Source organism: Ruegeria sp. BH6, from assembly GCF_056538105.1.
The window spans coordinates 48,398-72,120 of record NZ_JBQFSR010000008.1 but is presented as its reverse complement, the minus strand read 5'-3'; the positions used below and the strand labels follow the sequence as shown (position 1 = coordinate 72,120).

Annotated in this window: 27 protein-coding genes; 11 read left to right on the top strand and 16 right to left on the bottom strand. The window is 55.8% G+C overall.

What is annotated here, in order from left to right; translation table 11 throughout:
* Positions 1–65 precede the first annotated feature (65 nt).
* From ACR0B8_RS15975 to ACR0B8_RS15960, 4 genes are read right to left on the bottom strand one after another with little or no spacing between them, the layout of a single operon-like run.
* Complete coding sequence (locus tag ACR0B8_RS15975) at positions 66–1,121, bottom strand: ABC transporter substrate-binding protein (RefSeq protein WP_170413609.1); 1,056 nt, start codon at positions 1,119–1,121, stop codon at positions 66–68.
* Positions 1,118–2,233 (bottom strand): ABC transporter ATP-binding protein, encoded by a 1,116-nt coding sequence (locus ACR0B8_RS15970; RefSeq protein ID WP_170362043.1) that lies wholly within the window; start codon positions 2,231–2,233, stop codon positions 1,118–1,120. The genes ACR0B8_RS15975 and ACR0B8_RS15970 overlap by 4 nt, the downstream gene beginning before the upstream one ends.
* A gap of 20 nt (positions 2,234–2,253) precedes the next feature.
* Positions 2,254–3,048 (bottom strand): ABC transporter permease, encoded by a 795-nt coding sequence (locus ACR0B8_RS15965; RefSeq protein WP_170350831.1) that lies wholly within the window; start codon positions 3,046–3,048, stop codon positions 2,254–2,256.
* Positions 3,045–3,908, bottom strand: coding sequence for an ABC transporter permease (locus ACR0B8_RS15960; RefSeq protein ID WP_170362042.1), 864 nt, complete (start codon positions 3,906–3,908; stop codon positions 3,045–3,047). The genes ACR0B8_RS15965 and ACR0B8_RS15960 overlap by 4 nt, the downstream gene beginning before the upstream one ends.
* Before the next feature lie 190 nt (positions 3,909–4,098).
* Between ACR0B8_RS15960 and ACR0B8_RS15955 the strand changes: the two genes are divergently transcribed.
* The gene (locus ACR0B8_RS15955) at positions 4,099–4,740 is read left to right on the top strand and encodes a TetR family transcriptional regulator C-terminal domain-containing protein (RefSeq protein ID WP_226689626.1); all 642 of its coding nucleotides are present in this window, start codon (positions 4,099–4,101) and stop codon (positions 4,738–4,740) included.
* 166 nt (positions 4,741–4,906) lie between these two features.
* On the opposite strand, the gene ACR0B8_RS15950 is transcribed toward ACR0B8_RS15955, so the two are convergent.
* Entirely contained in the window at positions 4,907–5,296 is a 390-nt protein-coding gene (locus ACR0B8_RS15950) for an ectoine synthase (RefSeq protein ID WP_170362041.1), read from the bottom strand.
* Between the two features lie 15 nt (positions 5,297–5,311).
* Entirely contained in the window at positions 5,312–6,061 is a 750-nt protein-coding gene (locus ACR0B8_RS15945) for an SDR family oxidoreductase (protein ID WP_480658991.1), read from the bottom strand.
* Between the two features lie 122 nt (positions 6,062–6,183).
* Between ACR0B8_RS15945 and ACR0B8_RS15940 the strand changes: the two genes are divergently transcribed.
* Positions 6,184–7,059 carry a LysR substrate-binding domain-containing protein gene (locus ACR0B8_RS15940; RefSeq protein ID WP_217356085.1) on the top strand — a complete coding sequence of 292 codons (876 nt, stop codon included), beginning with the start codon at positions 6,184–6,186 and terminating at the stop codon, positions 7,057–7,059.
* 24 nt (positions 7,060–7,083) lie between these two features.
* Here ACR0B8_RS15940 and urtE read toward each other — a convergent pair whose 3' ends face one another.
* Genes urtE through urtA form a run of 5 tightly spaced genes read right to left on the bottom strand, consistent with a single transcriptional unit; the run spans position 7,084 to position 13,046 of the window.
* A complete protein-coding gene (gene urtE / locus ACR0B8_RS15935; RefSeq protein ID WP_226689624.1) occupies positions 7,084–7,779 on the bottom strand; it encodes an urea ABC transporter ATP-binding subunit UrtE in 696 nt (231 codons plus the stop codon).
* A gap of 3 nt (positions 7,780–7,782) precedes the next feature.
* Positions 7,783–8,523: an urea ABC transporter ATP-binding protein UrtD gene (gene urtD / locus ACR0B8_RS15930; RefSeq protein WP_480658988.1), complete on the bottom strand. Its 741-nt coding sequence runs from the start codon at positions 8,521–8,523 to the stop codon at positions 7,783–7,785.
* On the bottom strand, positions 8,520–9,749 hold the full coding sequence (urtC, locus tag ACR0B8_RS15925) for an urea ABC transporter permease subunit UrtC (protein ID WP_226689623.1): 1,230 nt from the start codon (positions 9,747–9,749) through the stop codon (positions 8,520–8,522). The genes urtD and urtC overlap by 4 nt, the downstream gene beginning before the upstream one ends.
* Positions 9,750–9,752: 3 nt before the next feature.
* Entirely contained in the window at positions 9,753–11,705 is a 1,953-nt protein-coding gene (gene urtB / locus ACR0B8_RS15920) for an urea ABC transporter permease subunit UrtB (protein WP_226689622.1), read from the bottom strand.
* Between the two features lie 60 nt (positions 11,706–11,765).
* Positions 11,766–13,046 (bottom strand): urea ABC transporter substrate-binding protein, encoded by a 1,281-nt coding sequence (urtA, locus tag ACR0B8_RS15915; protein ID WP_170362035.1) that lies wholly within the window; start codon positions 13,044–13,046, stop codon positions 11,766–11,768.
* A 444-nt stretch (positions 13,047–13,490) separates the two neighbouring features.
* Between urtA and ACR0B8_RS15910 the strand changes: the two genes are divergently transcribed.
* The 9 genes from ACR0B8_RS15910 (at position 13,491) to ureG (ending at position 18,905) form a co-directional block, all read left to right on the top strand.
* Entirely contained in the window at positions 13,491–14,258 is a 768-nt protein-coding gene (locus tag ACR0B8_RS15910) for an urease accessory protein UreD (protein WP_217356084.1), read from the top strand.
* A gap of 1 nt (position 14,259) precedes the next feature.
* Positions 14,260–14,562, top strand: a complete 303-nt coding sequence (locus tag ACR0B8_RS15905) for an urease subunit gamma (RefSeq protein WP_170350819.1) — start codon at positions 14,260–14,262, stop codon at positions 14,560–14,562.
* An 18-nt stretch (positions 14,563–14,580) separates the two neighbouring features.
* A complete protein-coding gene (locus ACR0B8_RS15900; protein ID WP_170350818.1) occupies positions 14,581–14,742 on the top strand; it encodes a hypothetical protein in 162 nt (53 codons plus the stop codon).
* On the top strand, positions 14,739–15,071 hold the full coding sequence (locus ACR0B8_RS15895; protein WP_226689620.1) for an urease subunit beta: 333 nt from the start codon (positions 14,739–14,741) through the stop codon (positions 15,069–15,071). Before ACR0B8_RS15900 ends, ACR0B8_RS15895 begins: the two co-directional genes overlap by 4 nt.
* On the top strand, positions 15,046–16,806 hold the full coding sequence (gene ureC, locus ACR0B8_RS15890) for an urease subunit alpha (protein WP_170362031.1): 1,761 nt from the start codon (positions 15,046–15,048) through the stop codon (positions 16,804–16,806). The genes ACR0B8_RS15895 and ureC overlap by 26 nt, the downstream gene beginning before the upstream one ends.
* Before the next feature lie 130 nt (positions 16,807–16,936).
* Positions 16,937–17,158 (top strand): DUF1127 domain-containing protein, encoded by a 222-nt coding sequence (locus ACR0B8_RS15885; protein WP_170350815.1) that lies wholly within the window; start codon positions 16,937–16,939, stop codon positions 17,156–17,158.
* Between the two features lie 31 nt (positions 17,159–17,189).
* A complete protein-coding gene (locus ACR0B8_RS15880; RefSeq protein ID WP_226689619.1) occupies positions 17,190–17,642 on the top strand; it encodes an urease accessory protein UreE in 453 nt (150 codons plus the stop codon).
* Entirely contained in the window at positions 17,614–18,279 is a 666-nt protein-coding gene (locus ACR0B8_RS15875) for an urease accessory protein UreF (protein WP_254437270.1), read from the top strand. The genes ACR0B8_RS15880 and ACR0B8_RS15875 overlap by 29 nt, the downstream gene beginning before the upstream one ends.
* Positions 18,276–18,905: an urease accessory protein UreG gene (gene ureG / locus ACR0B8_RS15870; RefSeq protein ID WP_170362030.1), complete on the top strand. Its 630-nt coding sequence runs from the start codon at positions 18,276–18,278 to the stop codon at positions 18,903–18,905. The genes ACR0B8_RS15875 and ureG overlap by 4 nt, the downstream gene beginning before the upstream one ends.
* Positions 18,906–19,063: 158 nt before the next feature.
* Here the strand turns inward: ureG and ACR0B8_RS15865 are convergent, their stop codons facing one another.
* The 5 genes from ACR0B8_RS15865 to ACR0B8_RS15845 form a co-directional block, all read right to left on the bottom strand.
* Entirely contained in the window at positions 19,064–20,050 is a 987-nt protein-coding gene (locus tag ACR0B8_RS15865; RefSeq protein WP_170362029.1) for a zinc-dependent alcohol dehydrogenase family protein, read from the bottom strand.
* Positions 20,051–20,130: 80 nt separating this feature from the next.
* Positions 20,131–20,976 (bottom strand): enoyl-CoA hydratase/isomerase family protein, encoded by an 846-nt coding sequence (locus ACR0B8_RS15860; protein WP_170362028.1) that lies wholly within the window; start codon positions 20,974–20,976, stop codon positions 20,131–20,133.
* Positions 20,977–21,069: 93 nt separating this feature from the next.
* Positions 21,070–21,858 (bottom strand): SDR family NAD(P)-dependent oxidoreductase, encoded by a 789-nt coding sequence (locus tag ACR0B8_RS15855; RefSeq protein WP_226689618.1) that lies wholly within the window; start codon positions 21,856–21,858, stop codon positions 21,070–21,072.
* A gap of 12 nt (positions 21,859–21,870) precedes the next feature.
* A complete protein-coding gene (locus ACR0B8_RS15850) occupies positions 21,871–22,836 on the bottom strand; it encodes an LLM class oxidoreductase (protein WP_226689617.1) in 966 nt (321 codons plus the stop codon).
* A 13-nt stretch (positions 22,837–22,849) separates the two neighbouring features.
* Positions 22,850–23,626, bottom strand: a complete 777-nt coding sequence (locus tag ACR0B8_RS15845) for a CmcJ/NvfI family oxidoreductase (RefSeq protein ID WP_480658982.1) — start codon at positions 23,624–23,626, stop codon at positions 22,850–22,852.
* Positions 23,627–23,723 lie beyond the last annotated feature (97 nt).

Here is a 23,723-nt window from a genome sequence, read left to right as displayed (position 1 = left end):
ATGGTTCTGTGGGATCGGCGGGCTTTCTAAGGCACCGCCAATCCCAATTGTGTAGTTAGATGGTTCTAAAAGCCCGCTTTGATGCGCTCGAACTCCTTCAACATCTTCGCTTCAATCTCAGGATTGACCGCGTCGAAGAACAGGCTACCGTCAAAGAAGCTGTCCACGTCCGAGAACCCGTAGGTCTCAATCAACTCTGGATCAGCTTGCGCAAATGCGTCTTCATTAGCATGGGCATAACCCCAGCTTTCGATGATATACTTACCGCTGGCGGCCGAGCTGAGCGCGTTGAGCATGTCGTAGACCTGTTCATCGGACTGTTTGGCAGACTTCAGATGCACGTAACCACAGACCCAGGTGGCGATGCCTTTGTCCACATCACGCATCATGACTGCTGGGGTTTCGTTCCAAATCAGGTTCAACTCCGATTGGTTCCAGCCCCAACCCAGGGTCACCTCACCACTGGCAATGGCTTGATCCAGTTGACCTGCATCAGACCAGTAGAAACGTACATTGGGATGAATTGCCCGCAGGTAATCCGCCGCCTTCTGGAACTCCTCTTCGCTCATATCGGAATAGCTTGAGGCACCAGTTGCCAGTGCAGCCATGGCGAACGCGCTGGAGGCTGCATCCGGAACGGCAACCTTGCCCTGATAGGCCGGGTCTAACAACAATTGCAGCGAAACATCATCAGCCGAAATCATGTCGGTGCGGTAGATCAGGCCGGTGTTCCCCCATTCAAAGGGTACCATATAGGTCTGCCCGTCGATCGTGATACCATCGACCTCTTTGATCTTGGGCATCAGCTTGTCCCAGTTTTCCAGCTTGCTGGTGTCAATCGGCTTGATCATATCCGCTGCCACCCATTTTCTCAGGGCGTCCGTACACGGATGGGCCAGATCGGCCTCAAACCCGGATTGAAGCTTGGTGAAAGCCTCTTCCACGCTGCCGAAATAAGTGTAGCTGGGCGGCCCGCCGTATTTTTCGACGTAATCACCAAAGAATCCCTGATCCTCATATCCTGACCAGTCGAAAACGGTCAGATCAGCCGCGTCGGCCAATGCTTGGCTTGCCGTGAAGGTGGCAACCACTGCTGCCGTAAGTGATGCTGTTTTATTCATGTGTTTCCTCCCAAAGATTCACGTTTGCCCAAGTCGATCACCGAGGCGCTTTGAACTCCAAGCCAGACGGTATCGTCGCGGCTGTGATCAACTGTGTGAAAGTAGTTTGGCACTGCAACGGCGATGCTTTCCGGCAACCCGTCGACGCGCACATAATAGTGGACGCTTTCGCCATAGAAGGCGACGTCCGACACCTTGCCCTGAACATGCGCGTCGTACCCATCCGGTTTTTCCGCGCTGATCTCCAATTGCTCGGGGCGAACGCCGACCAATAGATCCATGTCATGCACCTGAACGTTGGGGTTCACCCCGATAGTCATCGAGCCAAACCCTTGAACATTCACGTCCAGCGTGTCGGCGTTCTCAGCAGTCACTTCGGCATTCAGAAAGTTCATCCCGCCGATGAAAGAGGCCACTTCTCGGTTGCAAGGTTGGGAATACAGAACCTCGGGCTTGTCGACTTGCTTGAGCTGCCCAGCAAACATGACCCCGATCCGGTCGGACATGGTCATCGCCTCATACTGGTCATGCGTGACCATGACGAAGGTAATGCCAAGCTTTTGCTGCAAGCGGCGCATTTCCAATTGCATCGCTTCGCGCAGGTTTTTGTCCAGCGCGGATAATGGTTCATCCAGCAGCAACACCTTGGGCCGCATGACCAATGCGCGGGCAAGCGCCACACGCTGCCGTTGCCCACCTGACAACTCATTGGCCTTGCGATCCTGCAAGCCGCCGAGTTCCACCATCTCAAGCGCCTCGGCAACGCGTTCCTTGATTTCATTTCGGGATAGCTTTGTCTTTCGCAAGCCGAACCCGACATTGTCACCCACATTCAGGTGCGGAAAGATCGCATAACTTTGGAACACCATGTTGGTGGGCCGCTTGTTGGCGGGCACCTCGCCCATCGTCCGCCCGTCAATCCGGATCTCGCCCTCTTCATGATCCTGAAACCCCGCGATGATGCGCAAGGCCGTTGTCTTTCCACAGCCCGAAGGCCCAAGCAGCGAAAAGAACTCGCCCTCTTTCAAGGTCAGGTTCAGGTCGGACACGGCCACAAAGGAACCAAAGCGTTTTTCGACGCCCTGTATTTCGATGATGTTCTGTTCGCTCATCAGGTTGGTTTCCTTAGGTTTCAATCTGAGGATTGGATGGAACGGCGGCGGAAATATTCGGCAATCAACAGCAGCAGAACCGAGGACAGCAAAAGCAGCGACCCCAGCGCCAGTGTATTAGGCAGCTTTGCCGGAAAGCGGATCTGGCTCCAGATATAGACCGGCAATGTCGGGCTGTTGCCGGACAGGAAGAAGGCCAGAACAAACTCGTCGAATGACACGGTGAACGTGACCAAAAGACTGGCGATGATGCCCGGTGCAACGATTGGTAGGGTGACACGCCGAAAGGTTCCCACAACGCTTTCGCCCAGATCAAACGCGGCCTCTTCCAACGACTGGTCGAAATCGTCAAAGGCCGATTTCATGATCGACACGGCAAAGGGCAAGGCCACAAAGACATGGCCAAGGATCACTGTCGTCAGCGATGGCTTCAGCCCGACGCTGATGAACAGCACCAGCATGGAACTGGCAACGATAATGCCGGGAACGACCAGCGGGAGCATGACCAGACCTTCGGAGAATTCCCGCCCTTTGAACCGGTACCGGACATAGGCGCGCGCAGCGAAAAGGCCCAGAGACGTCGCCATCAAGGCAGTCACGCTGCCAACGATCAGCGAGTTCACCATCGCTTGAAGCAGCGTGTCCTGCTGACCCAACTGCGCGTACCATTTCAGCGTGAACCCCTTGAGCGGGAAGGCCACGATGGTTCCGTCATTGAACGAAAACAGCGGCAAAAGCAGAACCGGCAGGTAGAGAAACACCAGGTAAGCGATCGCGTAAACAAGCAACCATGGGATACGAATGGCCTTGGTCATCTGATCCTCCGCCCCAGAGCGGTGACGACCACCACGAACAGGATTGCAACGCAGCCGACCGAAAGCATGGCGAGCAGAGACAGGGTTGCACCCAAGGGCCAATTATTGGCCGCGCCAAACTGCACCTGGATTAAATTGGCCACCATTTTCCCCTGCGATCCACCGACCAGGGCCGGCGTGACGTAGTCGCCCACTGTGGGGATGAAGATGATCAAGCAGGCGGCGATGATCCCCGGTACCGTCAGGGGCAAAGTCACGCGCACAAACCGTTCCAGCTTGCTGCAACCGAGATCGGTTGCGGCCTCTAACAAGCTGCGGTCGATCTTTTGCAGCGACACGTAAATCGGCAGGATCGCAAATGGCGCCCATGCATGTGCAAGTGTAAGGACAACGGCGAATTCATTGTAGAGCAGGAAGGTCAGTGGTTCCTGAATCAGCCCCAGCGAAATAAGGGCCGAATTCATCACCCCATTAAAGCCAAGGATCAGCTTCCAGCTGAACACCCGCAGCAGGTAGCTGCTCCAAAATGGAATGGTGATCAGCAATAGCCAGAGGGTCTTTTTCTGCGTCCGAAATGCGATGAAGTAGGCAATCGGATAGGCCAGACCGACTGTTGCCAGCGTCACCGCCCCCGCTATCGCAACCGATCGGATCATAAGATGCCGGACCAGCGGATCGGTGAACGCCTCTTGGTAATTCGCCCATGTCAGCGTGCGGTCAATCTCGACATAGGTCTGGGTCCAAAAGCTGTAGGCGACAAGAATGCACAGGGGCACGGCCACAAGCAGACCGACATAGAGCGTCGCAGGCGCGCTCAGTGCCAGGCCCTTGCCCGTTTCACTTCGTATGACTCCAGCCATGCTTCCCTGCTGAACTTTGCTTTCGGTGGCGCGACAATATCGATCACAAAATGGACAATCGTCCATTTAAATCTGGAATTTTAGGGCTAGCTGTGTCAACTGATATTTTCACAACCGGGGCTGGCCAATTTCCCAAAGGCCATTAGAAGGACCCGCAAGAGACTGAAAACAAACAAAACCACCTGATCAGATGACTGGAAGACGACAAGAAATTCGAGAACGAAACCGCCTATCACTGATCGAGGCGGTACTCGACTCGGTCGCAGAAAAGGGGATTTCCGAGACGTCGGTCAGCGAAATCATTCAACGCGCCGATTTATCCCGCGGCATGATTCACCTTCATTTCGGGGGTAAGGACAACCTTGTCGACGAAGCTGCGCGCTATTCTTCCGAGCAATATTACAATGGCATCTATGCCATGCTGGAAACGACCGGACAAACAGGCCAGGAACATATTGAGATGATCGTTCGGGGTGACTTGAGCGAAGCCATTCTCAATAAGAAAAACGTCGCAATTTGGTACGCGTTTCGAGGTGAGGCCAGGAACAGAGCGGCAATCGCTGCGTTTTCAGATACCCGCGATGCAAAGCTTAGGAAACTGATCTTCAACGCGTTCGCCCGCATAGCGAAAGAGACTGAAATCGAACACCCAAATCAAGTTGCGCGCGACGCCACCCACGGCACGCTCGCCATGTTGGAAGGCATGTGGACTGACTACTTGCTTCACCCGGATTCATTTGATCGCGACGAAGCAATCCGAATTGTCTTTCGGTTCCTGAGGGCAATGTTCCCCAAACACTTCGACCTTAGTGGCGCCCGGTTATATCAATGAAGCTTGCGACGCAGTGCCTGTCTGGCCACTTTAGCTTGGGATACCCGACAAGGTTTGCGCTTTCCTTCTTGTGTTGCAGTCACAAGACTGACTGAACGCGCCAGATTTCCATACATAAGATTGCCCACAGCAATAGGAGTCCTTCGGTGGTTCGTCCCTGCCCTCATCAGGATTCAGTCGGCCCATAGCTTCCGTCTTTGCGATGCACTTCGCGCCCGCTGAGTGGCGGATTGAAGACGCAGACAAGCCGCAAATCAGCGTCTGTTGCGCGAACGAGGTGCCGGTCATGTTGATCCAATGCATAAAGAGTAAATGGCTCAAGCGAATGCCAAGTTTCATCGCCTGAGGTCTTTATCTGCCCTTTGCCTTCGATACAGTAACACGCCTCTAGATGATGGGTGTATTCAAGCTCAAGCATTTCACCCTTTTTGATGATCGTATCCGTAAGCGAAAAACCCATGCCATCAGATGCCAACAACAGTCGTCTGCTGTTCCAACCCGGACCGGAAACATCCCGATCTGTACCTAGGATTTCATTGAGTGCCCTAACAATCATATTTCTGCCTCGTTGCTACCGAACCGCGCGGTTCATCCCGCCGTCGGACAATATACTCTGACCGTTAATATACCGGGCTCCCTCGCTGGCAAGAAAGACACAAGCCTGTCCAATCTCTTCAAAAGTTGCTGACCGCTGAGCGGGAATTTCACGGCGGGCCCGTTCGGACAGGTTTACGTTCTCGCAGAAGCCGGGCAGCAGGTTATTCATTCGAATATTGTAACGTGCATAGCGATCCCCATAGAGCTTTGAGAAACTGTGCAAAGCGCCGCGCAGCATGCTCATGGGATAGGGCGCACGTGGTTCGATTGTGTTCATGGACGAAATATTTACGAAAGCGCCCCCGCCTTGTTCAATCAAGATAGGCGTGACGATACGAGCAATCTTGACGACGTTCAGCACATACATGTCCAGACTTTCGTGCCACAACTCATCGCTCAGTTCCAAAAGCGGTCCGTCAAAGTCGGGGTCGAATCCCACCGTTTTGATGGCTTCGGGCACCGTTCCGCCGTGGCCCATGTTGCTGACGATTGCATCAATCCGCCCATATTCGCTTATGGTGTCGTCGATCATTGCTTGCAGATCATCGACATCCAGCACAGAACCGCGGCGGCCGATGCCCCCAAGCTCCTCGGCCAGTTCGACCGAGCGGTTCGACGGGGACATCAGCGAAACCTTGTAGCCTGCTTTTGTCATTTCGACCGCACAGCCCCGGCCAATGCCTTGGCCTGTACCTGTCATCAGCGCGACTTTGGATTCGGGCATGGGAATTCCCTTCTTTAGGCAAGCAAAGTGTGAGATTTTTTTGTGTTTAGATCAGTCTAACTTCTTACATTTAAGCGCAGCTATCGAATTTCTGGCACGTTACTGTTAGATTTTCTCACATTATGGAAAATCTCAGACACCTTCGTGCCCTTCAGGCGTTTGACGAAACTGCAACCCATTCCAGCCTGACCAAGGCAGCGGGTGTGCTGAACGTCACCCACGGAGCGATCAGCCGACAAATAAAGTTGCTGGAACTGCACCTTGGGGTGACACTCTTTCATCGCCGCCCCAACGGCGTTGAATTGACCAAAGCCGGCGAACGCCTGCACCAATCAACACGCGGGGCATTTTCTGCATTGCAGTTGGGCGTGATGGAGGTGAAGCGATTACATCACCGCCAGTCGATTACAGTGTCTTTATCCACATCATTGGCGCTCAAATGGCTTGTGCCGTTACTAAGTTCGTTTCAACAAGAACATCCGGGTATCGCGCTATTGCTGGACACAAATGATGCCTTTGCCGATTTCGATACGTCCGAGGTTGATGTAGCCCTGCGATTTGGAGAACCGGGTTGGAACGGGCTTTATCACGAGCAAATAAGACAAGAGGAGCTGGTCGTCGTAGCCGCGCCATCGCTTGTCGAGAATACACAGCTGCCAATGCGTGCCACTGACATCACCGATCTTCCATTGTTGCACGATGCCTTCAACATCGGCTGGGAAAGCTGGGCCGCGCAAGTTGGTCTGAACGCGGATCAGATCAAGTCGCAGAGCATCAAATACGTGGATAGTGCTGTGCTTTTGGAGGCCGCGATTGACGGACAGGGCGTGGCATTGGCAAGACACCTCTTGGCGGCGAGAGACTTGGAATTTGGTCGTCTGATCCGTCTGGACGAAAGCCATGTTCCGCTGGATCGCGGGCTCTACTTTGTCTGTCGACCCAGCGATCAGGATCGAGTCTCGGTGAGAATTTTCAAGAAATGGCTTTTGTCGATTTGACTTACGGGTTTCATAAAATTCCCCCTAGACGGATACGGCCTGCAACACCTGATCACGCGTAAGGTTATCTCTTGTGCCTTTGATCATGACTTCGCCACGCCGTAACACGACAAGCCTGTCAGCAAGGTCATAGGCAAAGTCGAAATACTGCTCGACCAGAACAATTGCCATTCTACTTGTCGTTCTGAGGTGCCGGATCACTTCGCCAATCTGTTGGATGATGTTCGGTTGAATGCCTTCGGTTGGCTCATCAAGCAGCAACAGGTTCGGCTTTGTGATCAGCGCCCGCGCGATGGCCAGCTGTTGCTGCTGGCCGCCGGAAAGGTCACCGCCGCGCCGGTTCTGCATCTGTTTGAGGACCGGGAACAGGTCGAATACCTCATCCGGGACGAAATGCTCACTGACAGGCAGGCAAGAGAACCCCGTTTCCAGATTCTCGCGTACTGTCAGCAAAGGGAATATCTCGCGCCCTTGCGGGACATAGGCCACACCTTTCCAGGCCATCCGATGCGCAGGTAAGACACCCAATTGTTCCCCGTTAAGCTCCAATTTTCCACCGGAACGCGGATGCGTGCCCGAGATTGCCTTCATCAGGCTGGTTTTCCCGACACCGTTGGTCCCCATGACGCAGGTCACTTCACCTTGCCTGGCTTCCATGGAAATCCCGTTAAGAATTTGCGAGTGCCCATAGTGCAAAGTCAGATCGGTCAGCTTCAGCATTGTTTAGCGCCCCAGGTAGACATCGATGACGTCTTGATTAGATGTCACGAGATCAAGACTGCCCTCGGCCAAAACAGATCCTTCGTGCAAAACCGTGACCTTGCAGTTCAGACGCCGCACAAACTCCATGTCATGCTCAACCACCACAACAGCGCGGGTTTTTGCAGCCTTAACAAGCAAGTCTGTAGTGTGTTCACGCTCTTGCGGTGTCATGCCTGCGGCGGGTTCGTCAACCAATAGCAGACGTGGGTCTTGTGCAAGCAGCATGCCAATTTCCAACCACTGTTTCTGCCCATGGCTCAGTTCACCGGATTTGCGGCTTAGTTCCTGATGCAAACCAATTTCGGCGGCCAGATCTTTGACTTTCTGCAGATCATTTGCCGAAGGGCGGTAAAGTAACACACCCAGCCAACCACGTTTGTTTTTAAGTGCCATCAGCAGGTTTTCCTGTACAGTCTGATCTTCGAAGACGGTTGGTTTCTGAAACTTCCGCCCGATCCCTGCCTGCGCGATTTTTGCCTCGGTCATGTCCAACAAAGAAATGGACTTCTTTCCCCAGATAACCCGCCCCTCATCAGGTCGTGTCTTACCTGTGATGATGTCCATGAACGTGGTCTTGCCTGCACCGTTAGGGCCGATTACAGCACGCAATTCGGCATCACCAATTTGGAACGACAAGTTATTGATCGCGCGGAAACCGTCAAAAGTGACCGAGACGCCGCTCACCTCTAGCAGAGTACTCATTCAATGGCCTCCTTTTCACGCAACGCACCGTCATCGGGACCCAGGTTGGCACCGTGGCGATCCGGGTGTCGCCGGTCGCTCAATAAGTCGAATAACCCGCCTATCCCTTGCGGAGCGAACAGAGTGACCAGCACGAACGAGACGCCCAGCAGCACCTGCCACCAGTCGACCCATTTGATGGTGTAGAAACCCAACGGAATGTTGGGCGCTTGCCCGCCGGTGAACCAGGTGCTGAGCAGGCTTACAAACGCCGCACCGATCACGGCACCATAGAGACGCCCGCGCCCACCGATGGCGACCCAGACGGCCAGATAGATAGACGCGATGGGGGCCATCTCCTCGGGGTTGATGATGCCTGCCTGCGGGTAATAAAGCGCACCCGCGATGGCGGCTGTGCAGGCGGTCAGGGTGAAGACGGTCAGCTTGTAAACCTCGACCGAATATCCAAGAAACCGCACCCGCGCCTCGTTATCGCGGATGCCGCGGATGACCGAGCCAAACTTACCCGAAACGATCCACGCCGCCAGCATGTAACCCAATCCCAGCGCCAATGCCGAAGCCCAGAGGAACCAGATCGACACCACGTCCTGCGAGGCGGTCACGCCGGGCAAGTTCTGCAAGCCCGACAGCCCGTTGTTGCCACGCAAACCGCTGTCGTTTTGGAACAGATACAGCGCCAAGGCCAATGTCATCGCCTGAGTCAGGATCGACAGGTACACACCGGTAACGCGACTGCGGAAAGCCAACCAGCCAAAAATCAGCGCAAGAAGACCGGGCACCAGCACAATCATCGCCAACTGCAGAACCAAACTGTGGGAAAATGCCCAGATCAGCGGGAATTCCGATGATCCGACGACGCCGAAAATCTGCGTCCCGATGGCGTCCACGACCTCGGACGGTGTTGGCGGGATGTCGGCCTGCGACAACGACTCGACCACGATCAGGCGGGTGCGTTCGTACATCAGCCACATGCCGATCATGTAGCCGCCCAGCCCGAAGAAGGCGAAGTGGCCCAGCGACAGGATGCCGGTGAAACCCCAGACCAGATCCATCGCCACTGCGATCAGGCACAAGCATAGGGTCTTGCCCAATGTCTTGACGAAACTGGTTGAGATTACGCCGAACCCGAACCCTTCGGACAGGATGGTCACGCCCAATGTGAACAATGACAGGATGGCCAGAAAGACCAGCACGGAAGGGTTCTTGGCGACGAAGCTGCGTTCCATGTCTCAATCCTCCGCCGCGCGACCTTTGAGGGCGATGATGCCCCTTGGTCGGAACTGGATGAAAACAATGATGAAGACGATCATGTAGGTTTGTGCCGCAAGTGTGTTCGAGGGGTTCATCCACTCGATCCCTTTTTGCAGGAAGCCGATCATCCCCGCCCCGGCCAGTGCCCCCCAGATGTTGCCAACGCCGCCTACGACCACGGTCATGAAGCTTTGAACGATATAGTCGCTGCCCAGATCCGACGTGACCTTGGCAAAAAGGCCAATGGCGACCCCTGCAATCCCGGCGATGCCGGAACCCAAGCCAAAGGTCAGCATATTCACCCGCCCGGGATTGATCCCCATTGATCCAGCCATGCCTGGGTTCTGCGTAACCGCGCGCATCTCAAGCCCCAGCCGTGTGCGTTTCATGATGTTCAGGAACAGCCCCAGAAAGGTCAGAGCCAGCACGAAGATCGCGATGCGGATATAGCTGATAGAAACCACATCATTCAGCACCCACGCCCCATCCAGCCAACCCGGCGCTGTCAGTGGACGGGCCTGCGTGCCAAAAATGTTCTTGGCCAGTTGTTGCAGGGCAATTGAGATACCGAATGTCGCAAGAAGCGTCTCGAGCGGGCGGGCATAGAGCCAGCGGATCACCAACCGCTCCATCGCGACACCCATGGCGAAGGTGACGGCAAAGGCCATCGGGATCGCGACAATAATCGACAGCGTGTGGTCGGGGATGAATTGCTGAACGACATAGCCCGTATAGGCGCCCATCATGATGAATTCGCCATGGGCCATATTGATCACGCCCATCACCCCAAAAGTGATGGCCAAACCGATGGCCGCCAGAAAATAGATTGATGCCAGTGAGATCGCGTCCAGCGACAGGTCGAGTGTCTGGTTCAACCCGACCTTGAATTCAATATGATCCAAAGCCTTCTCGGCAGCGGCAGTTACTGCAGGCGAGGCCTCGTGATAGGTTTCAAAGAAGACATGTTTGCCCAGCGCGTCATCGATATCCGCCTCTGTTACCAACGCGGAAACCGCCCCCGTTTCAACCAAGGCGGCATATGCTTGAGTGCGAGCGGTTTCGTTGTTCAATTGTGCAACCGGGACGCCACCGACGCGGCCTCGGTCGATATTCGCTGACAAAGCCGTGCGGATGTCGTCCTGAGACACACGCGGAGCCGCAAGGTTGCTGGCGACCAGCAAGTCATATGCTTCGTCCCGCGACAAGGCCTCTGATCCGGGTTCCAGAACGACAGCGATATTCTCATCCGTCGGCAGATTCGGCGCGACCATTCGTGTGGTCACCACCAAAGGGTTCAGCGCCGCGCGCACGTCGACACCCAAGTCGTTTGACATTTCCTCAACCGCAGCCACGCGAGCCGCGGTGTCTGCGTCGTACCCAATGGTCAGCAATCGTTCGAGCCGCTGTTTCTGCGCCTTCAAATCTGCATCCGTTTCATCCTCGATCGAGGCGCGCAAAGGTTCAAGCAGAGCGCCTTCGGGGTCACGTTGAATAGATTGCAGAGCGGCCAGGCGCCTTTTTCGATCCTGATCGGTCAGTTGGTACTGCACCAAAGCGGTCCCGATCATGGCACGGACGCCGCTGTTGGGTTTCAATTGTTTCAGATCGGATTTCTCGTAGGTGCCGATTACCTCGCCTGTGTCGAAATCGGTCAGCTCGTATGACCGCCCTTCAACCCTTTTTCCCGCAAAGAACAAACCATCGGATTTGCGCATCCACATGTCCTTGGCGGCCCATGTTTCAAGCATCACCTGCGCTTGTGGTAACCCACTGGCCGTAATCGCATCAATCGCCGGTTTGATCGTCTTGCGCGAGCTCTTGGCGATGATCTCCTGATGGCTTTGCAAGATCGGCTCCAGGCCAGCTTCTTGCGCGTTGGCGGGTAGGCAGGCAAACAGAATTGCGAGGCTCGCAAGGAATAGTCGAAACATGTGGTGAAACCCGTGTGTCTTGGCGGCAAGGCGGGCGATTACACCCGCCTTGCTTGCAGATTAGTAGTTCGACAGGGTCTGAACGCACGTCTTGGTTTCGGTGTTGTACATACCGCAACCAAGATCCTTCCAATCCGATTTCAGGACCGCCGATTCCGGCAGGTAATCGGTCCAGGCGTCGCCTGGCACAACATCTGTCTCGCTAATGATGTCGAACTGGCCGTCTTCCTGAATCTCGCCAATCAGAACCGGCTTGGCGAGGTGGTGGTTCGGCAGCATGACAGCAGTACCACCGGTCAAGTTCGGGAATTCCTGCCCGTACATCGCGGCGCGCACAGCGTCGACTTCGGTTGAACCGGCTGCGGTCGCGGCGTTCACCCACATGTTAAAGCCGATGTAATGCGCCTCCATCGGATCGTTCGTCACGCGCCCGTCGCCCATGGTGGCTTTCCAGGTGTCAACGAATTCGGCGTTCTCATCGGTGTCGGCCGACTGAAAGTAGTTCCAAGCCGCTAGATGGCCGACAAGGTTGGCGGTATCGAGACCCGACAACTCCTCTTCCCCGACCGAGAAGGCCACAACCGGGATGTCATCCGCCGATACGCCGGACGCGGCCAGTTCCTTGTAAAAGCCGATATTTGCATCACCATTGATGGTCGAGATCACGCCAACCTTCTTGCCATCTGCGCCCAGCGCAACCACGTCAGCCACGATCTTGGACCAGTCGGAATGGCCGAAGGGCGTGTAGTTGACGAAGATATCGTCATCCGCGATGCCCTTCTGCTTCAGATAGCTTTCCAAAATATTGTTCGTGGTTCTGGGATAGACATAGTCGGTGCCAAGCAACGCAAATTTCTCGACTCCCAGTTCATCCAGGAAATAGTCGGTCGCAGGGATTGCCTGTTGGTTTGGCGCGGCACCGGTGTAGAACACGTTTTTCGAGCTTTCTTCGCCCTCGTACTGAACCGGGTAAAACAAGAGACCGTTGAGTTCTTCGATCACCGGCAGAACCGACTTGCGACTGACCGATGTCCAGTTGCCAAAGATCACATCCACCTCGTGAACAGTCAGCAACTCACGCGCTTTTTCCGCGAACAAGGGCCAGTCCGATGCGGGGTCCACGACGACCGCTTCAAGCTGTTTACCCAACAGACCGCCTTTGGCGTTTTGCTGATCGATCAGCATGAGCATGGTGTCTTTCAGCGTCGTTTCCGAGATTGCCATCGTGCCCGAAAGCGAATGCAGCACTCCGACCTTGATCGTATCTTCGGCCGACAATGCAGCAGTAGCTATGGCCGCAAAGACAACCGATCCGGCGAGCGTGGATTTGAGCGGTTTCATGTAATCCTCCTGGCGGGGCCGGGAGAGAGGGCTTGCGCAAAGGCACGTTTCTCTTCTACCTGATCCCCGCAACTGTTGTTGCGTTTACGTGTGGCGGTTGTGTTCGAGGTCCAATTCGCGCAGCCGTCACACACCCCCGGGTCATCTCCGCGGTGGCACCTATACGGTTTCTGCATTGCAGCAAGATTGGCAACTTGCCTCTAACTCAATTTGCGGAATCAGCCAGAAGCGCCCAATTTTTCATCCAAGACTAAGGTCACTGTCTAAAAATTAGACGCACGATGTGGAAATAAGCAGTTTCCGACACTGCAAGTTAGTGTTCTGACCCTTCAACAGTGAAACAAGAGGCACCAAACCACGCGCTAAAGGTGCCTTATTACCCAAGTTTCAGCCATATTACCCACGCACAGTGCGGTGCCGCCGCGTGCTGCTGGCACCGTCAGTTTGAGCACCAAGAAATTGGGCGACAGAACGGTTCTGGACAAGTTTCGCCAGTCGGGGTCCTTTAAGTGCCTGTTTCCCAGAACCACGACGCCTGATCTTGATGCCGTTCTATTGAACACAGCAGGTGGCGTGACCGGAGGCGACACATTCCGGTTTTCCGGCAAGGCAGCGGAAGGCACGGCGCTGACATTGACAACACAAGCCTGCGAACGCGCTTACAAGGCTCAGCCCGAAGAATGCGGCCAGATCACCAACCATCTGACAGTCGAGACAGGCGCCCGGCTGAACTGGTTGCCGCAAGAAACCATTCTGTTCAATGGCTGCACTTTGGACCGACGCCTCAGGATCGACCTGTGCCCGGATGCCCAGACGCTGATGGTAGAGCCGCTGGTCTTTGGGCGCGCGGCCATGGGCGAAACATTGACCGATATCCGCCTAAACGATCGGATCGAGATACGGCGCGAAGGGGTGCCGGTGTTTCTGGATGCAATCCGGTTCTCTGGCGATTGGCACGCGCATATGTCCAAGCCGCATACCGCAAATGGCGCAGGGGCGATGGCGCTGATCGTCTTTGCCTCAAGGTCCGCCGCAGGTCAGTTGGACCCTGTTCGCGAAATGCTGCCCGAAACCGCCGGTGCAACCCTTATCCGGGACGACCTGCTGGTTATCCGTGTTCTGGCCAAAAGCAGCTTTGCCCTTCGGAGCGCGTTGATGCCGCTTTTGCGCAGACTGAACAAAGACACGTTACCCCGATGCTGGATGCTCTGACATGAACCTGACCCCTCGTGAAAAAGACAAACTGCTGGTCGCCATGGCAGCCGAGGTCGCCCGAAAACGGTTGGCCCGCGGCGTCAAGCTGAACCACCCCGAGGCTATCGCCCTGATCACCGATGCCGTGGTCGAGGGCGCGCGCGATGGTCGTTCGGTCGCCGATATGATGCAAGCCGGGGCCGAAGTGATCACCCGAGGCCAATGCATGGAAGGCGTACCCGAGATGATCCACGAGGTACAGGTCGAAGCCACCTTCCCGGATGGCACCAAGCTTGTAACAGTCCACAACCCCATTCGCTAATTACCAAAGGAGATACAAATGAACCGCATGCTCTTTCCCGCTCTTATTCTGGCTGGTCCGGCCATGGCCCACACGGACACTCATGTTCATGCACACGGCAGCGATTACGCCGCGTTGGCAGCTGGGTTGGCCTTGATCGCCGTCATCGCCATCACCGTGATCTTGAAGCTGCCGAAATGATCCCAGGTGAGATCATACCTGCCGACGGGTCACTGACGCTCAACGCCGGTCGCAGCAGCCGTCTTGTTGTTGTCGCCAATACTGGTGATCGGCCAGTTCAGGTCGGTAGCCACTACCACTTTGCCGAAGCAAACTCTGCCTTGGATTTTGGTCGCTACGCGGCCTTGGGGATGCGGCTGGACATCCCCGCAGGCACCGCTGTGCGTTTTGAACCGGGCCAAATTCGCGAGGTTATGTTGGTGCCATTTGAGGGGCGCCGGCACATCTACGGTTTCAATATGCACATCATGGGGGCTTTAAAAGATGCCGGGCAAGATCAGTCGGGGTGATTATGCCTCTATGTTCGGCCCAACGGTCGGCGACAAAGTACGATTGGCGGATACCGATCTGATCATAGAGGTTGAAAAAGATCTGATCGTGGAACGCGCAACAGCTGCACGGTTCAGCGAAACCGGGCACCGCGAAGATGTGTATGGAGAAGAGGTCAAGTTCGGCGGTGGCAAAGTCATTCGCGACGGGATGGGCCAATCTCAGGCCACACGCGCCGAGGGGGCCGTTGACACGGTCATCACCAACGCACTGATTGTAGATCATTCCGGAATTTACAAAGCGGATGTGGGGCTGAAGGACGGGCGTATCGCCAAGATCGGCAAAGCCGGAAACCCGGATACGCAGCCTGGCGTGGACATTATCATTGGCCCAGGAACCGAGGCAATTGCAGGCGAGGGCCGCATCCTGACGGCGGGTGGGTTCGACAGCCATATCCACTTTATCTGCCCACAACAGATCGAAGACGCCTTGCATTCCGGCCTGACGACAATGCTTGGCGGTGGTACCGGCCCGGCACATGGTACTTTGGCGACCACTTGCACCCCCGGCCCTTGGCATATCGGTCGGATGTTGCAAGCTGCGGATGCCTTTCCGATGAACCTTGCCTTTGCGGGCAAGGGCAATGCCTCGCTACCCTCGGCGCTGGAGGAGCAGGTCAAGGCAGGGGCCTGCGCGCTGAAACTACACGAGGATTGGGGAACGACCCCTGCCGCCATCGACTGCTGCCTGTCAGTGGCCGATGCGATGGATGTTCAGGTGATGATCCACACCGATACGCTGAACGAATCCGGATTTGTCGAGAATACCGTGGCTGCCATGAAAGGTCGCACCATCCACGCCTTCCACACCGAAGGCGCAGGTGGTGGTCACGCCCCAGATATCATCAAAATCTGCGGTGAGAACCATGTTCTGCCGTCCTCGACCAACCCGACGCGACCGTTCACCGTGAATACGGTCGAAGAGCATCTGGATATGCTGATGGTCTGCCATCATCTCGATAAATCGATCCCCGAGGACGTGGCCTTTGCCGAAAGCCGTATCCGGCGCGAGACCATTGCCGCCGAAGATATCCTGCACGACATGGGCGCGTTCAGCATCATCGCCTCCGACAGTCAGGCCATGGGCCGTGTGGGCGAGGTGCTGATCCGTACATGGCAAACGGCTGATAAGATGAAGAAACAACGGGGCCGGCTGCCCGAGGAAACCGGGGACAACGACAACCTGCGCGTCCGCCGGTACATCGCGAAATACACCATCAACCCGGCTATCGCCCATGGGCTAAGCCATCAGATCGGCAGTATCGAAGAAGGCAAACGCGCTGATCTGGTGCTGTGGAACCCGGCGTTTTTCGGCGTGAAACCCGAAATGGTTTTGCTAGGCGGCACGATTGCCTGCGCGCAGATGGGCGATCCCAATGCCTCAATCCCGACACCGCAGCCTGTCTATAGCCGTCCGATGTTCGGGGCCTATGGCCGCTCGGTCGAGCATTCGGCGATCACATTTGTCTCTGAGGCCGCACAGACCGACGGGATTGGTGATTCACTGGGCTTGGCGAAGCAAACTGTCGCCGTGCACAACACGCGGAATATCGGCAAACGCGATCTGTTGCTGAACAATGCAACACCCCAGATCGATGTCGACCCGGAAACCTACGAGGTCCGCGCGGATGGTGAATTGCTAACCTGTCAGCCAGCCGAAGTTCTACCGATGGCACAGCGATACTTCATGTTCTGATTAAAAATTTCGCTGCATTGCAGCAAGCGCATCCCGGGCATGACCAATTGCCCACTACTAAGCGAGTGCAATATGACAGATACTATCACGCAAGGGAGGACCAACGTCTCGCAAGCATACGAGGGTCCCAATGGCACACACAGAAAATCAACCGCATTCCGGTTTTTCCGTATTCGGTCTGTTCTCGACGATTGGTTCGTCGATCTATTCGGCTCTTGCTCGATTGGCCGAAGCACGATCGCGCACCGATCAAATCCAGTTCCTGCAATCGCTGAGCGACGAAGAACTGCGCAAACGCGGCCTGTCCCGCGACCGTATCGTACAACACGTTTTCGCGGGTTCTATCTGGTAACAACTGCCCGTTCCACAGAGGGGGCGTTGGCATGACCATCCTCCTTTGTACAGCACGGCAATATTCTGATCATTTACACGGCAAGCCTGCGGACGCCCTGTCACTGACCTATGATGACCGTTTTTTGCGCCGCAAGGTTCTGACCTGCGAAAGTGGCGAACAGATTCTTGTCGATCTGGCGCAAACGACGTCGTTGAACCACGGCGGCGCTTTGGTTCTGGATGACGGCCGCGAAGTAGAAATACAAGCTGCACCCGAAGCGTTGCTGGAAATAACAGCCCCGGATCTGACGCGCGTCGCTTGGCATATCGGCAACCGCCACACGCCTTGTCAGATCGAAAAGGATCATCTGCTGATCCAAGTCGATCACGTCATCCAAGACATGCTTTTGAAAATCGGGGCTTCGGTGCGGGAAGTGCATGAACCGTTCACCCCCGAAGGCGGGGCCTATGGCCATGGCAGGACTCATGGCCACGCCCACTGACGCCGACATCCTGACGCTGACGCAATGGTTGTCGCCCGCTTACCCTGTAGGGGGCTTTGCCTATTCTCACGGGCTAGAGACCGCAATTGACGAAGGGACCGTCACCGATTCACGAGGCACCCAAGCCTGGATTTCAGATGTGCTGGAACATGGTTCTGGTTGGAACGACGCTCTGTTCGTTGTTTCGGCATACAACGCGCAGGATAAAGATGAACTTATCGGCGTCGACGTTACTGCACGGGCCTTTTGCGCGTCGTCCGAAAGAAAAATGGAAACCGAGTTCCTAGGACAGGCATTCGGGACGGTGACTGGAAATGTCTGGGATTTAGACCTTCGAAAGTACTCCTATCCCGTCTCACTAGGCCACGCCGCGCGTTTGCAAGGCCTTCCCCTTTTGCTGACGACAAAGATGTTTCTGCAAGCCTTTGCAAGCAATCTGGCCTCTTGCGCAACACGCCTTGTGCCGTTGGGCCAGACCGCGTCTCAGAAAGTGATCCGAGAATTGACACCGCTATGCGCCCGTATTGCCGAAACGGCGCAAAAGGCCAGCCTGGATGATTTGAACTCGACCGCGTTCCTGACAGACATCGCGTCGATGAAACACGAAACACAGTATTCAAGGATGTTCCGAACATGAGCAGTATGAACGGCCCCCTGCGCGTTGGCATCGGTGGTCCGGTGGGCGCCGGAAAGACCACTTTGACCGCAGCGTTATCCGAAGCCCTGCGCGATGCCTGCTCAGTGGGCGTTATCACCAATGACATTTACACGCAGGAGGATGCCGAAGCGCTGATGCGCATGCAGATCCTGCCGCAAGACAGGATCATTGGCGTGGAAACCGGTGGGTGCCCACACACAGCGATCCGCGAAGACGCCTCGATTAATTTGGCTGCGGTCGCCGAAATGCAAGACCGCCATCCCGATCTTGATGTGGTTCTGATCGAAAGCGGCGGGGACAATTTATCGGCTACGTTCAGTCCGGAACTCGCAGACCTAACAATTTATGTGATTGACGTCGCCGCCGGAGAGGAAATTCCACGCAAAGGCGGGCCGGCGATTACGAAATCGGACATTCTGGTCATCAACAAAACCGACTTAGCGCCGCATGTTGGTGCTTCGTTAGAAGTTATGGAACGTGATGCGCAAAGAATGCGCAAAGGACGGCCGTTTTTGTTCTCGTCCCTTCGTCGCAGAAAAGGGGTCGACGCAATTGTGGACCTCCTTGTGAAAGGCGGAGGTCTAAGGATTTCGCAAGCGCGTTAGATCGCCAGTAAAGATGGTAAGTTGTCGGCACACAAAGCCGATGTTGGACATCGATTGAAGGGGGCAAAAGGACAATCGTGTTTTTCACGCTTGTCCGGAAGCTACCTAAGATTGGTGCGCACGATCATCCTGTGCGCACCAAACTCAACAGGTGCGGATTACAACTCTACAACCACTTTCCCGACCGCAGCTCCGCTCGTCAGGTGCGCATAGGCTGCGCCGACATCGGCCCACCCAAACTTGTGTTCGTCAACAATAGGTTTGAGCCCCCCTGCATCCGCCAGATTCGCCAATGTCTTGAGGATGTCACCATGGGTTTGCCGCCCGACATCATGCATCATCGGGATCAGCATGAAGACGACGTGCAGGGACAGACCTTTGAAATGCGCGGGCGTCAAATCAATCTCGACCATCGCAACGGTTGAGGCGACATGGCCGTTGAGCTTGGCCGCTGCGAACGAGTTTGTCATGTTCGGCCCACCAACGCTGTCGAACACCACATCAAAGCCCACGCCATCAGTGTGCGCAGCCACGTAGTCTTCAACCTTTTGCGTTGTGAAATCCAAAGGACGCGCACTCAACCCTTCAATCAGAGCCATCTGATCCGCGCCGCGACCTGTTGCGGACACGGTTGCACCAAGGTGACGGGCAATTTGCACTGCGACATGGCCAACGCCTCCGGCGCCGCCCTGTACCAGCACGGTCTGCCCATCGCCTACACCAGCACGGGTCAACCCTTCGTAGGCGGTGATACCGACGAGGGGCAGCGCTGCGGCTTCCCGCATACTCAGCGATTTGGGTTTGCGTGCAATCAGGCGGGCGTCTGCGTTCATGTACTCGGCCAGAGTGCCAGGAAGGTCCATCAGACCACCGGCGCAACCGTACACCTCATCACCTAGGGCAAAGTTTGTCACTCCGTCGCCCAATGCAACAACTGTGCCTGCAAAATCCATGCCAAGTACGGCAGGCAGCGCGGGGGACAGGGGCAGTTCTGCCCCCATGCTTCGGATCATCGTGTCGACTGTGTTGACGCTGGTGGCCGCCACCTGGACCACCACATGTCCGGGTGCCGCAACCGGGTCTGGCATTTCTGCGGGCTCAAACTGTGCGTCGGGTCCATAGGTATTCAGAACCATTGCTTTCATTGGGAAATTCCTTTTCTAGCACCACGCTGGGGCGCGCATCGAGATATCGGGCGCCTGGACGTAGTTATTTTGATGGGGGTTCAGTTGATATCTTGCACCTGCATAACCAGGTCGCCCCACTTACGCTGATTTTCGATGTCGTGTTCCAAACCTTGTTCATCCGCGATGGCAAACCGTTTGACAGCCGGGGTTTTGCTGGTGGCCTGATAAAGCCAATAGGCTTCGGCCTTCAGTGCCTCATGAATGGGTTTGTCGATGGATTCATAGACCATCTGCTTGCAGGCGTTGATCGACTCTGCCGGAAATTGCGCGATCCGTTCGGCCAGCGCGGTAACATATGGGCCAATCTCATCCGGCTCCAAAGCCTTGTTGATCGTGCCCAGACGCTCTGCATTATCCGCGTCATAATCCTGCGCGCTCAGGATGATCTCAAGCGCTTTGCCAAGGCCGGTTTGGCGTGCCATCCGCGACGCGCCACCGCCGCAGGGCAGGATACCCATACCGACCTCCATCTGCATGAACTTGTACTTTCCCCGCGCGGCAAAACGCATGTCGAGCGCCAGTGCCAATTCGTGCCCGCCACCGCGTGCGAACCCTTCCAGCTTAGCAATAGTGGCCTGCGGCACCTTGCTGATCCGTTCGCAAACCGATTGCAGGTCCAACAGCTGTGCATCCTCGCGGGAAACCGCCTCGGTCGACATGTCTTTGAGAAGATCGGTGTCGTAGTGGCAAACCCAGATTTCTGGGTTGGCGGATTGGAAGATCACTACTTTGGTGTCGCGGTCGCGCTCTAGCCGCATGGCCAGGCTGTTGAGGTCGGCCAACATTTCCTGGCCTTGCACGTTCACGGAACCGAAATTGAATGTCACCGTGGCGATACCTTTTTCAACGGCAACCTCAAAAGTTTGGAAGTTTTCGTATTTCATCAGGCAGTCCTTTCTTGGGCCTCGACGCGGCACGCGTGAGGGGTGATAGGAGGTAAAGGTGGATGTGTGTTTGGGGCGGCCGCGCCGCCCGGATCAGCCTGTCTTTCCGATCAAGCCCTTGATTGTGTTCATGACGTCGGCCGCGTGCTCTTTGTCGAGCGCTGCGGCATGAGGATCAGCGAAGGCCCCACTGTCATTGTCAAAATAGGCACCTGACGCGTCAGCAAACCGCCCGCCCAGGGCCGCATCCATCAGTATATCAGCGCCAATACTCATATCGTTCCCTGAAACGCCAAAGCCCTCTTTCACCATCTTCGAGGCCAAAAGCGACCCGGGATTCACCGCGACCATCACCGGCCCATTGGGTTGTAATTTAGCCCATTCCCTTGTCCAGATCGTGATAGCCAGCTTGCTTTGGGCATAGGCCTCCATGTCTGTCAGCGGCACATTGCCCTGCATTGCCTTGACGTTTACCGGTGCCTGCGCCGCCGATGACAGGTTCACAACGCGCCCGTCGGCGGGAATGATCGGCCATAACAATTCGGTCAGCAGATAGGGGGCAAGCGTATTCACGACAAAGCGGATGTCCTGTCCATTCTCAAGCGCCGTTTGCGGGGCTTTCAACACACCCGCGTTATTGATCAACACATCCAGTTGGTCATGTTTGGCGCGTATGGTTTCGGCCAGTTTTCGAACCGCGAACAGATCGCTTAGATCAGCGGTATAAGTTTCGACATTGCTACCGACTTCGGCGGCGGCGCTCTCCAATTTGGGTGCGCTGCGCCCGTGCAAAAGCACTTGGTGCCCGTCAGCGGCCAGTTTCTTTGCTGTCAGCAAGCCAATGCCGTCAGTTGAACCGGTGATAAGAACAGTCTTGGTCATCAGTTTTATCCTTTAGGAAAAGCCTGGCAGCACAACGTCTGCCAGACGTTCAAGTGTTGTGTCGATGGGTGCTTGATTGAACCTGAGGTTCAGCGCCACGTGATTGACCCCAAGGGTTTCAATCTCGCGAAGATAGTTGCACAGGAAATCAGTTCCGGACTGAAACCCAAGGTGGATCGGGCGCGGAGGTGCAGCGGGATCGGCAACGACATCGACATAAAGCGATTGCATAACCGGCTTGTCCGGTTGCCCTGCCGCCTTCGTGCGTGTTCGATATTCCGCGATGACCCGACCTTGGGCTGCGGCATTGCGTGGATAGGTCATCCAACCGTCCCCGTTCCGTGCCACCCAATCGGAGGTTTGCTGGCTGCCGCCAGTGATAAGCAACGGCAAACGCGTGCCATGCGGCTTTGGCAACAGATCAATGTCGCCAGACAGTGTGCCCTGCCCGCTTTCATGTGTGGGATAGCCCAATCCGACTGCGCGGATGTACTCAACACTATCGCGGAAACGTGCCCCCCGATCGTCAAAGCCCTTGCTCATAGCCGGGTACTCCTCGGGCCGGTCACCAGAAGCAACACCCAAGAGCAACCGACCACCCGATAGCACGTCCGCGGTCGCCGCCGCCTTGGCCACATGGGCTGGGTGACGCAGTGGCAGGATCACACTCGACGTTCCTAGCGCAATCCGGTCTGTCACCGTTGCCAGCGCACCCAAATAGACAAATGGATCGAAAACCTGTCCGGCATCACCAAAACTTGGAACATTGAAAGGCACGTCGCGCAACCAAAGTGCTGCAAACCCAAGGTCCTCTGCCCTCCGCGCGGCCTCTAAGTGGCCCTGCATCGTCGGCTCTGCGCCGACCGCGTAGGGTTCAAGCGGCAACACAAGGCCGACACTCAGCCGGCCCTGACGAAACACCCGGTTGTAGGCAACATTGATCTGGGCAAACTCGGTGGGCTGGATTCTATTCAACATATCTGACCCCCCATTAGTACCGCACCAAAGTGCGGCTCTCGATGCTCTTGCGAATGGTGGTGACGTTTGGATTCTCGATCATATCAAGCGCGCTATGTGCCACCGACGGTAGCCCTTGACTGTCGTAGATGTTGAAAAACGCAGCCTCGTCCGGCGTCATCTTGGAAAGATAGACCCATTCATGGTCAGGGTTTCCTACCAGCCCCATGATTTGCCCTTTGCGGTCGGGATAGATCAGGCCCAGCAGAATCCAGTCAGACGGGTCAACTGAAGACGGGCGAACAAAGCCCAGCGGGGCGGAATTGATCGGATGTTCCACAGGACGCCACACATTGACAAAGGCAAAGTGACCTTGCGCCCATTCAGCTGCGGTCTCGGCCCCCAGCAGATCGACAAGGCGCTGCTCAGCCCCGTCCTTGCTGTAGTCACTGTGGACGTTGCGCGCGGGCTTGCGCGTGGCACCGGGATCGTCGACCCGAACGGTGTGGTCAAAAATCACAACCTCTTGCGCACTCAGCCTGTCCAGAAGCATCCCGGTCAGTTCCGCATCATATGTCTGTTTCCAGGAGTCCCCGGTAAAATCCCGGACCTGCGATTTCAGCAATGTGAATTCTACGGCATCAGATGCAAATGTGACTGACGTTGCCTTCGTGCGGGTATCCGCCAGCGCAACAGTCGTTGGAGCCAGTTCTGGGGAAATCAGGTTGCCCGCGACCCCACCTGAATCAAGTTCAAAAGCTTGCCGATAGGGCTTGTGAACATGGTAGTTGACTGTGGCTGTCCGTGTCATCTGCGCCTCCTGCCTAGTCCCTTTTGCGTCTACGAAAGGGATTTAATGTCGATCAAATTGCAGATAAACTGCCAATATCAGGATTTATAATTCGGGT

Coding starts and splice junctions, on each gene's coding strand:
- ACR0B8_RS15975 (WP_170413609.1), bottom strand. CDS start 1,121: ATGAATAAAACAGCATCACTTACGGCAGCAGTGGTTGCCACCTTCACG.
- ACR0B8_RS15970 (WP_170362043.1), bottom strand. CDS start 2,233: ATGAGCGAACAGAACATCATCGAAATACAGGGCGTCGAAAAACGCTTT.
- ACR0B8_RS15965 (WP_170350831.1), bottom strand. CDS start 3,048: ATGACCAAGGCCATTCGTATCCCATGGTTGCTTGTTTACGCGATCGCT.
- ACR0B8_RS15960 (WP_170362042.1), bottom strand. CDS start 3,908: ATGGCTGGAGTCATACGAAGTGAAACGGGCAAGGGCCTGGCACTGAGC.
- ACR0B8_RS15955 (WP_226689626.1), top strand. CDS start 4,099: ATGACTGGAAGACGACAAGAAATTCGAGAACGAAACCGCCTATCACTG.
- ACR0B8_RS15950 (WP_170362041.1), bottom strand. CDS start 5,296: ATGATTGTTAGGGCACTCAATGAAATCCTAGGTACAGATCGGGATGTT.
- ACR0B8_RS15945 (WP_480658991.1), bottom strand. CDS start 6,061: ATGCCCGAATCCAAAGTCGCGCTGATGACAGGTACAGGCCAAGGCATT.
- ACR0B8_RS15940 (WP_217356085.1), top strand. CDS start 6,184: ATGGAAAATCTCAGACACCTTCGTGCCCTTCAGGCGTTTGACGAAACT.
- urtE (WP_226689624.1), bottom strand. CDS start 7,779: ATGCTGAAGCTGACCGATCTGACTTTGCACTATGGGCACTCGCAAATT.
- urtD (WP_480658988.1), bottom strand. CDS start 8,523: ATGAGTACTCTGCTAGAGGTGAGCGGCGTCTCGGTCACTTTTGACGGT.
- urtC (WP_226689623.1), bottom strand. CDS start 9,749: ATGGAACGCAGCTTCGTCGCCAAGAACCCTTCCGTGCTGGTCTTTCTG.
- urtB (WP_226689622.1), bottom strand. CDS start 11,705: ATGTTTCGACTATTCCTTGCGAGCCTCGCAATTCTGTTTGCCTGCCTA.
- urtA (WP_170362035.1), bottom strand. CDS start 13,046: ATGAAACCGCTCAAATCCACGCTCGCCGGATCGGTTGTCTTTGCGGCC.
- ACR0B8_RS15905 (WP_170350819.1), top strand. CDS start 14,260: ATGAACCTGACCCCTCGTGAAAAAGACAAACTGCTGGTCGCCATGGCA.
- ACR0B8_RS15900 (WP_170350818.1), top strand. CDS start 14,581: ATGAACCGCATGCTCTTTCCCGCTCTTATTCTGGCTGGTCCGGCCATG.
- ACR0B8_RS15895 (WP_226689620.1), top strand. CDS start 14,739: ATGATCCCAGGTGAGATCATACCTGCCGACGGGTCACTGACGCTCAAC.
- ureC (WP_170362031.1), top strand. CDS start 15,046: ATGCCGGGCAAGATCAGTCGGGGTGATTATGCCTCTATGTTCGGCCCA.
- ACR0B8_RS15885 (WP_170350815.1), top strand. CDS start 16,937: ATGGCACACACAGAAAATCAACCGCATTCCGGTTTTTCCGTATTCGGT.
- ACR0B8_RS15880 (WP_226689619.1), top strand. CDS start 17,190: ATGACCATCCTCCTTTGTACAGCACGGCAATATTCTGATCATTTACAC.
- ACR0B8_RS15875 (WP_254437270.1), top strand. CDS start 17,614: ATGGCAGGACTCATGGCCACGCCCACTGACGCCGACATCCTGACGCTG.
- ureG (WP_170362030.1), top strand. CDS start 18,276: ATGAGCAGTATGAACGGCCCCCTGCGCGTTGGCATCGGTGGTCCGGTG.
- ACR0B8_RS15865 (WP_170362029.1), bottom strand. CDS start 20,050: ATGAAAGCAATGGTTCTGAATACCTATGGACCCGACGCACAGTTTGAG.
- ACR0B8_RS15860 (WP_170362028.1), bottom strand. CDS start 20,976: ATGAAATACGAAAACTTCCAAACTTTTGAGGTTGCCGTTGAAAAAGGT.
- ACR0B8_RS15855 (WP_226689618.1), bottom strand. CDS start 21,858: ATGACCAAGACTGTTCTTATCACCGGTTCAACTGACGGCATTGGCTTG.
- ACR0B8_RS15850 (WP_226689617.1), bottom strand. CDS start 22,836: ATGTTGAATAGAATCCAGCCCACCGAGTTTGCCCAGATCAATGTTGCC.
- ACR0B8_RS15845 (WP_480658982.1), bottom strand. CDS start 23,626: ATGACACGGACAGCCACAGTCAACTACCATGTTCACAAGCCCTATCGG.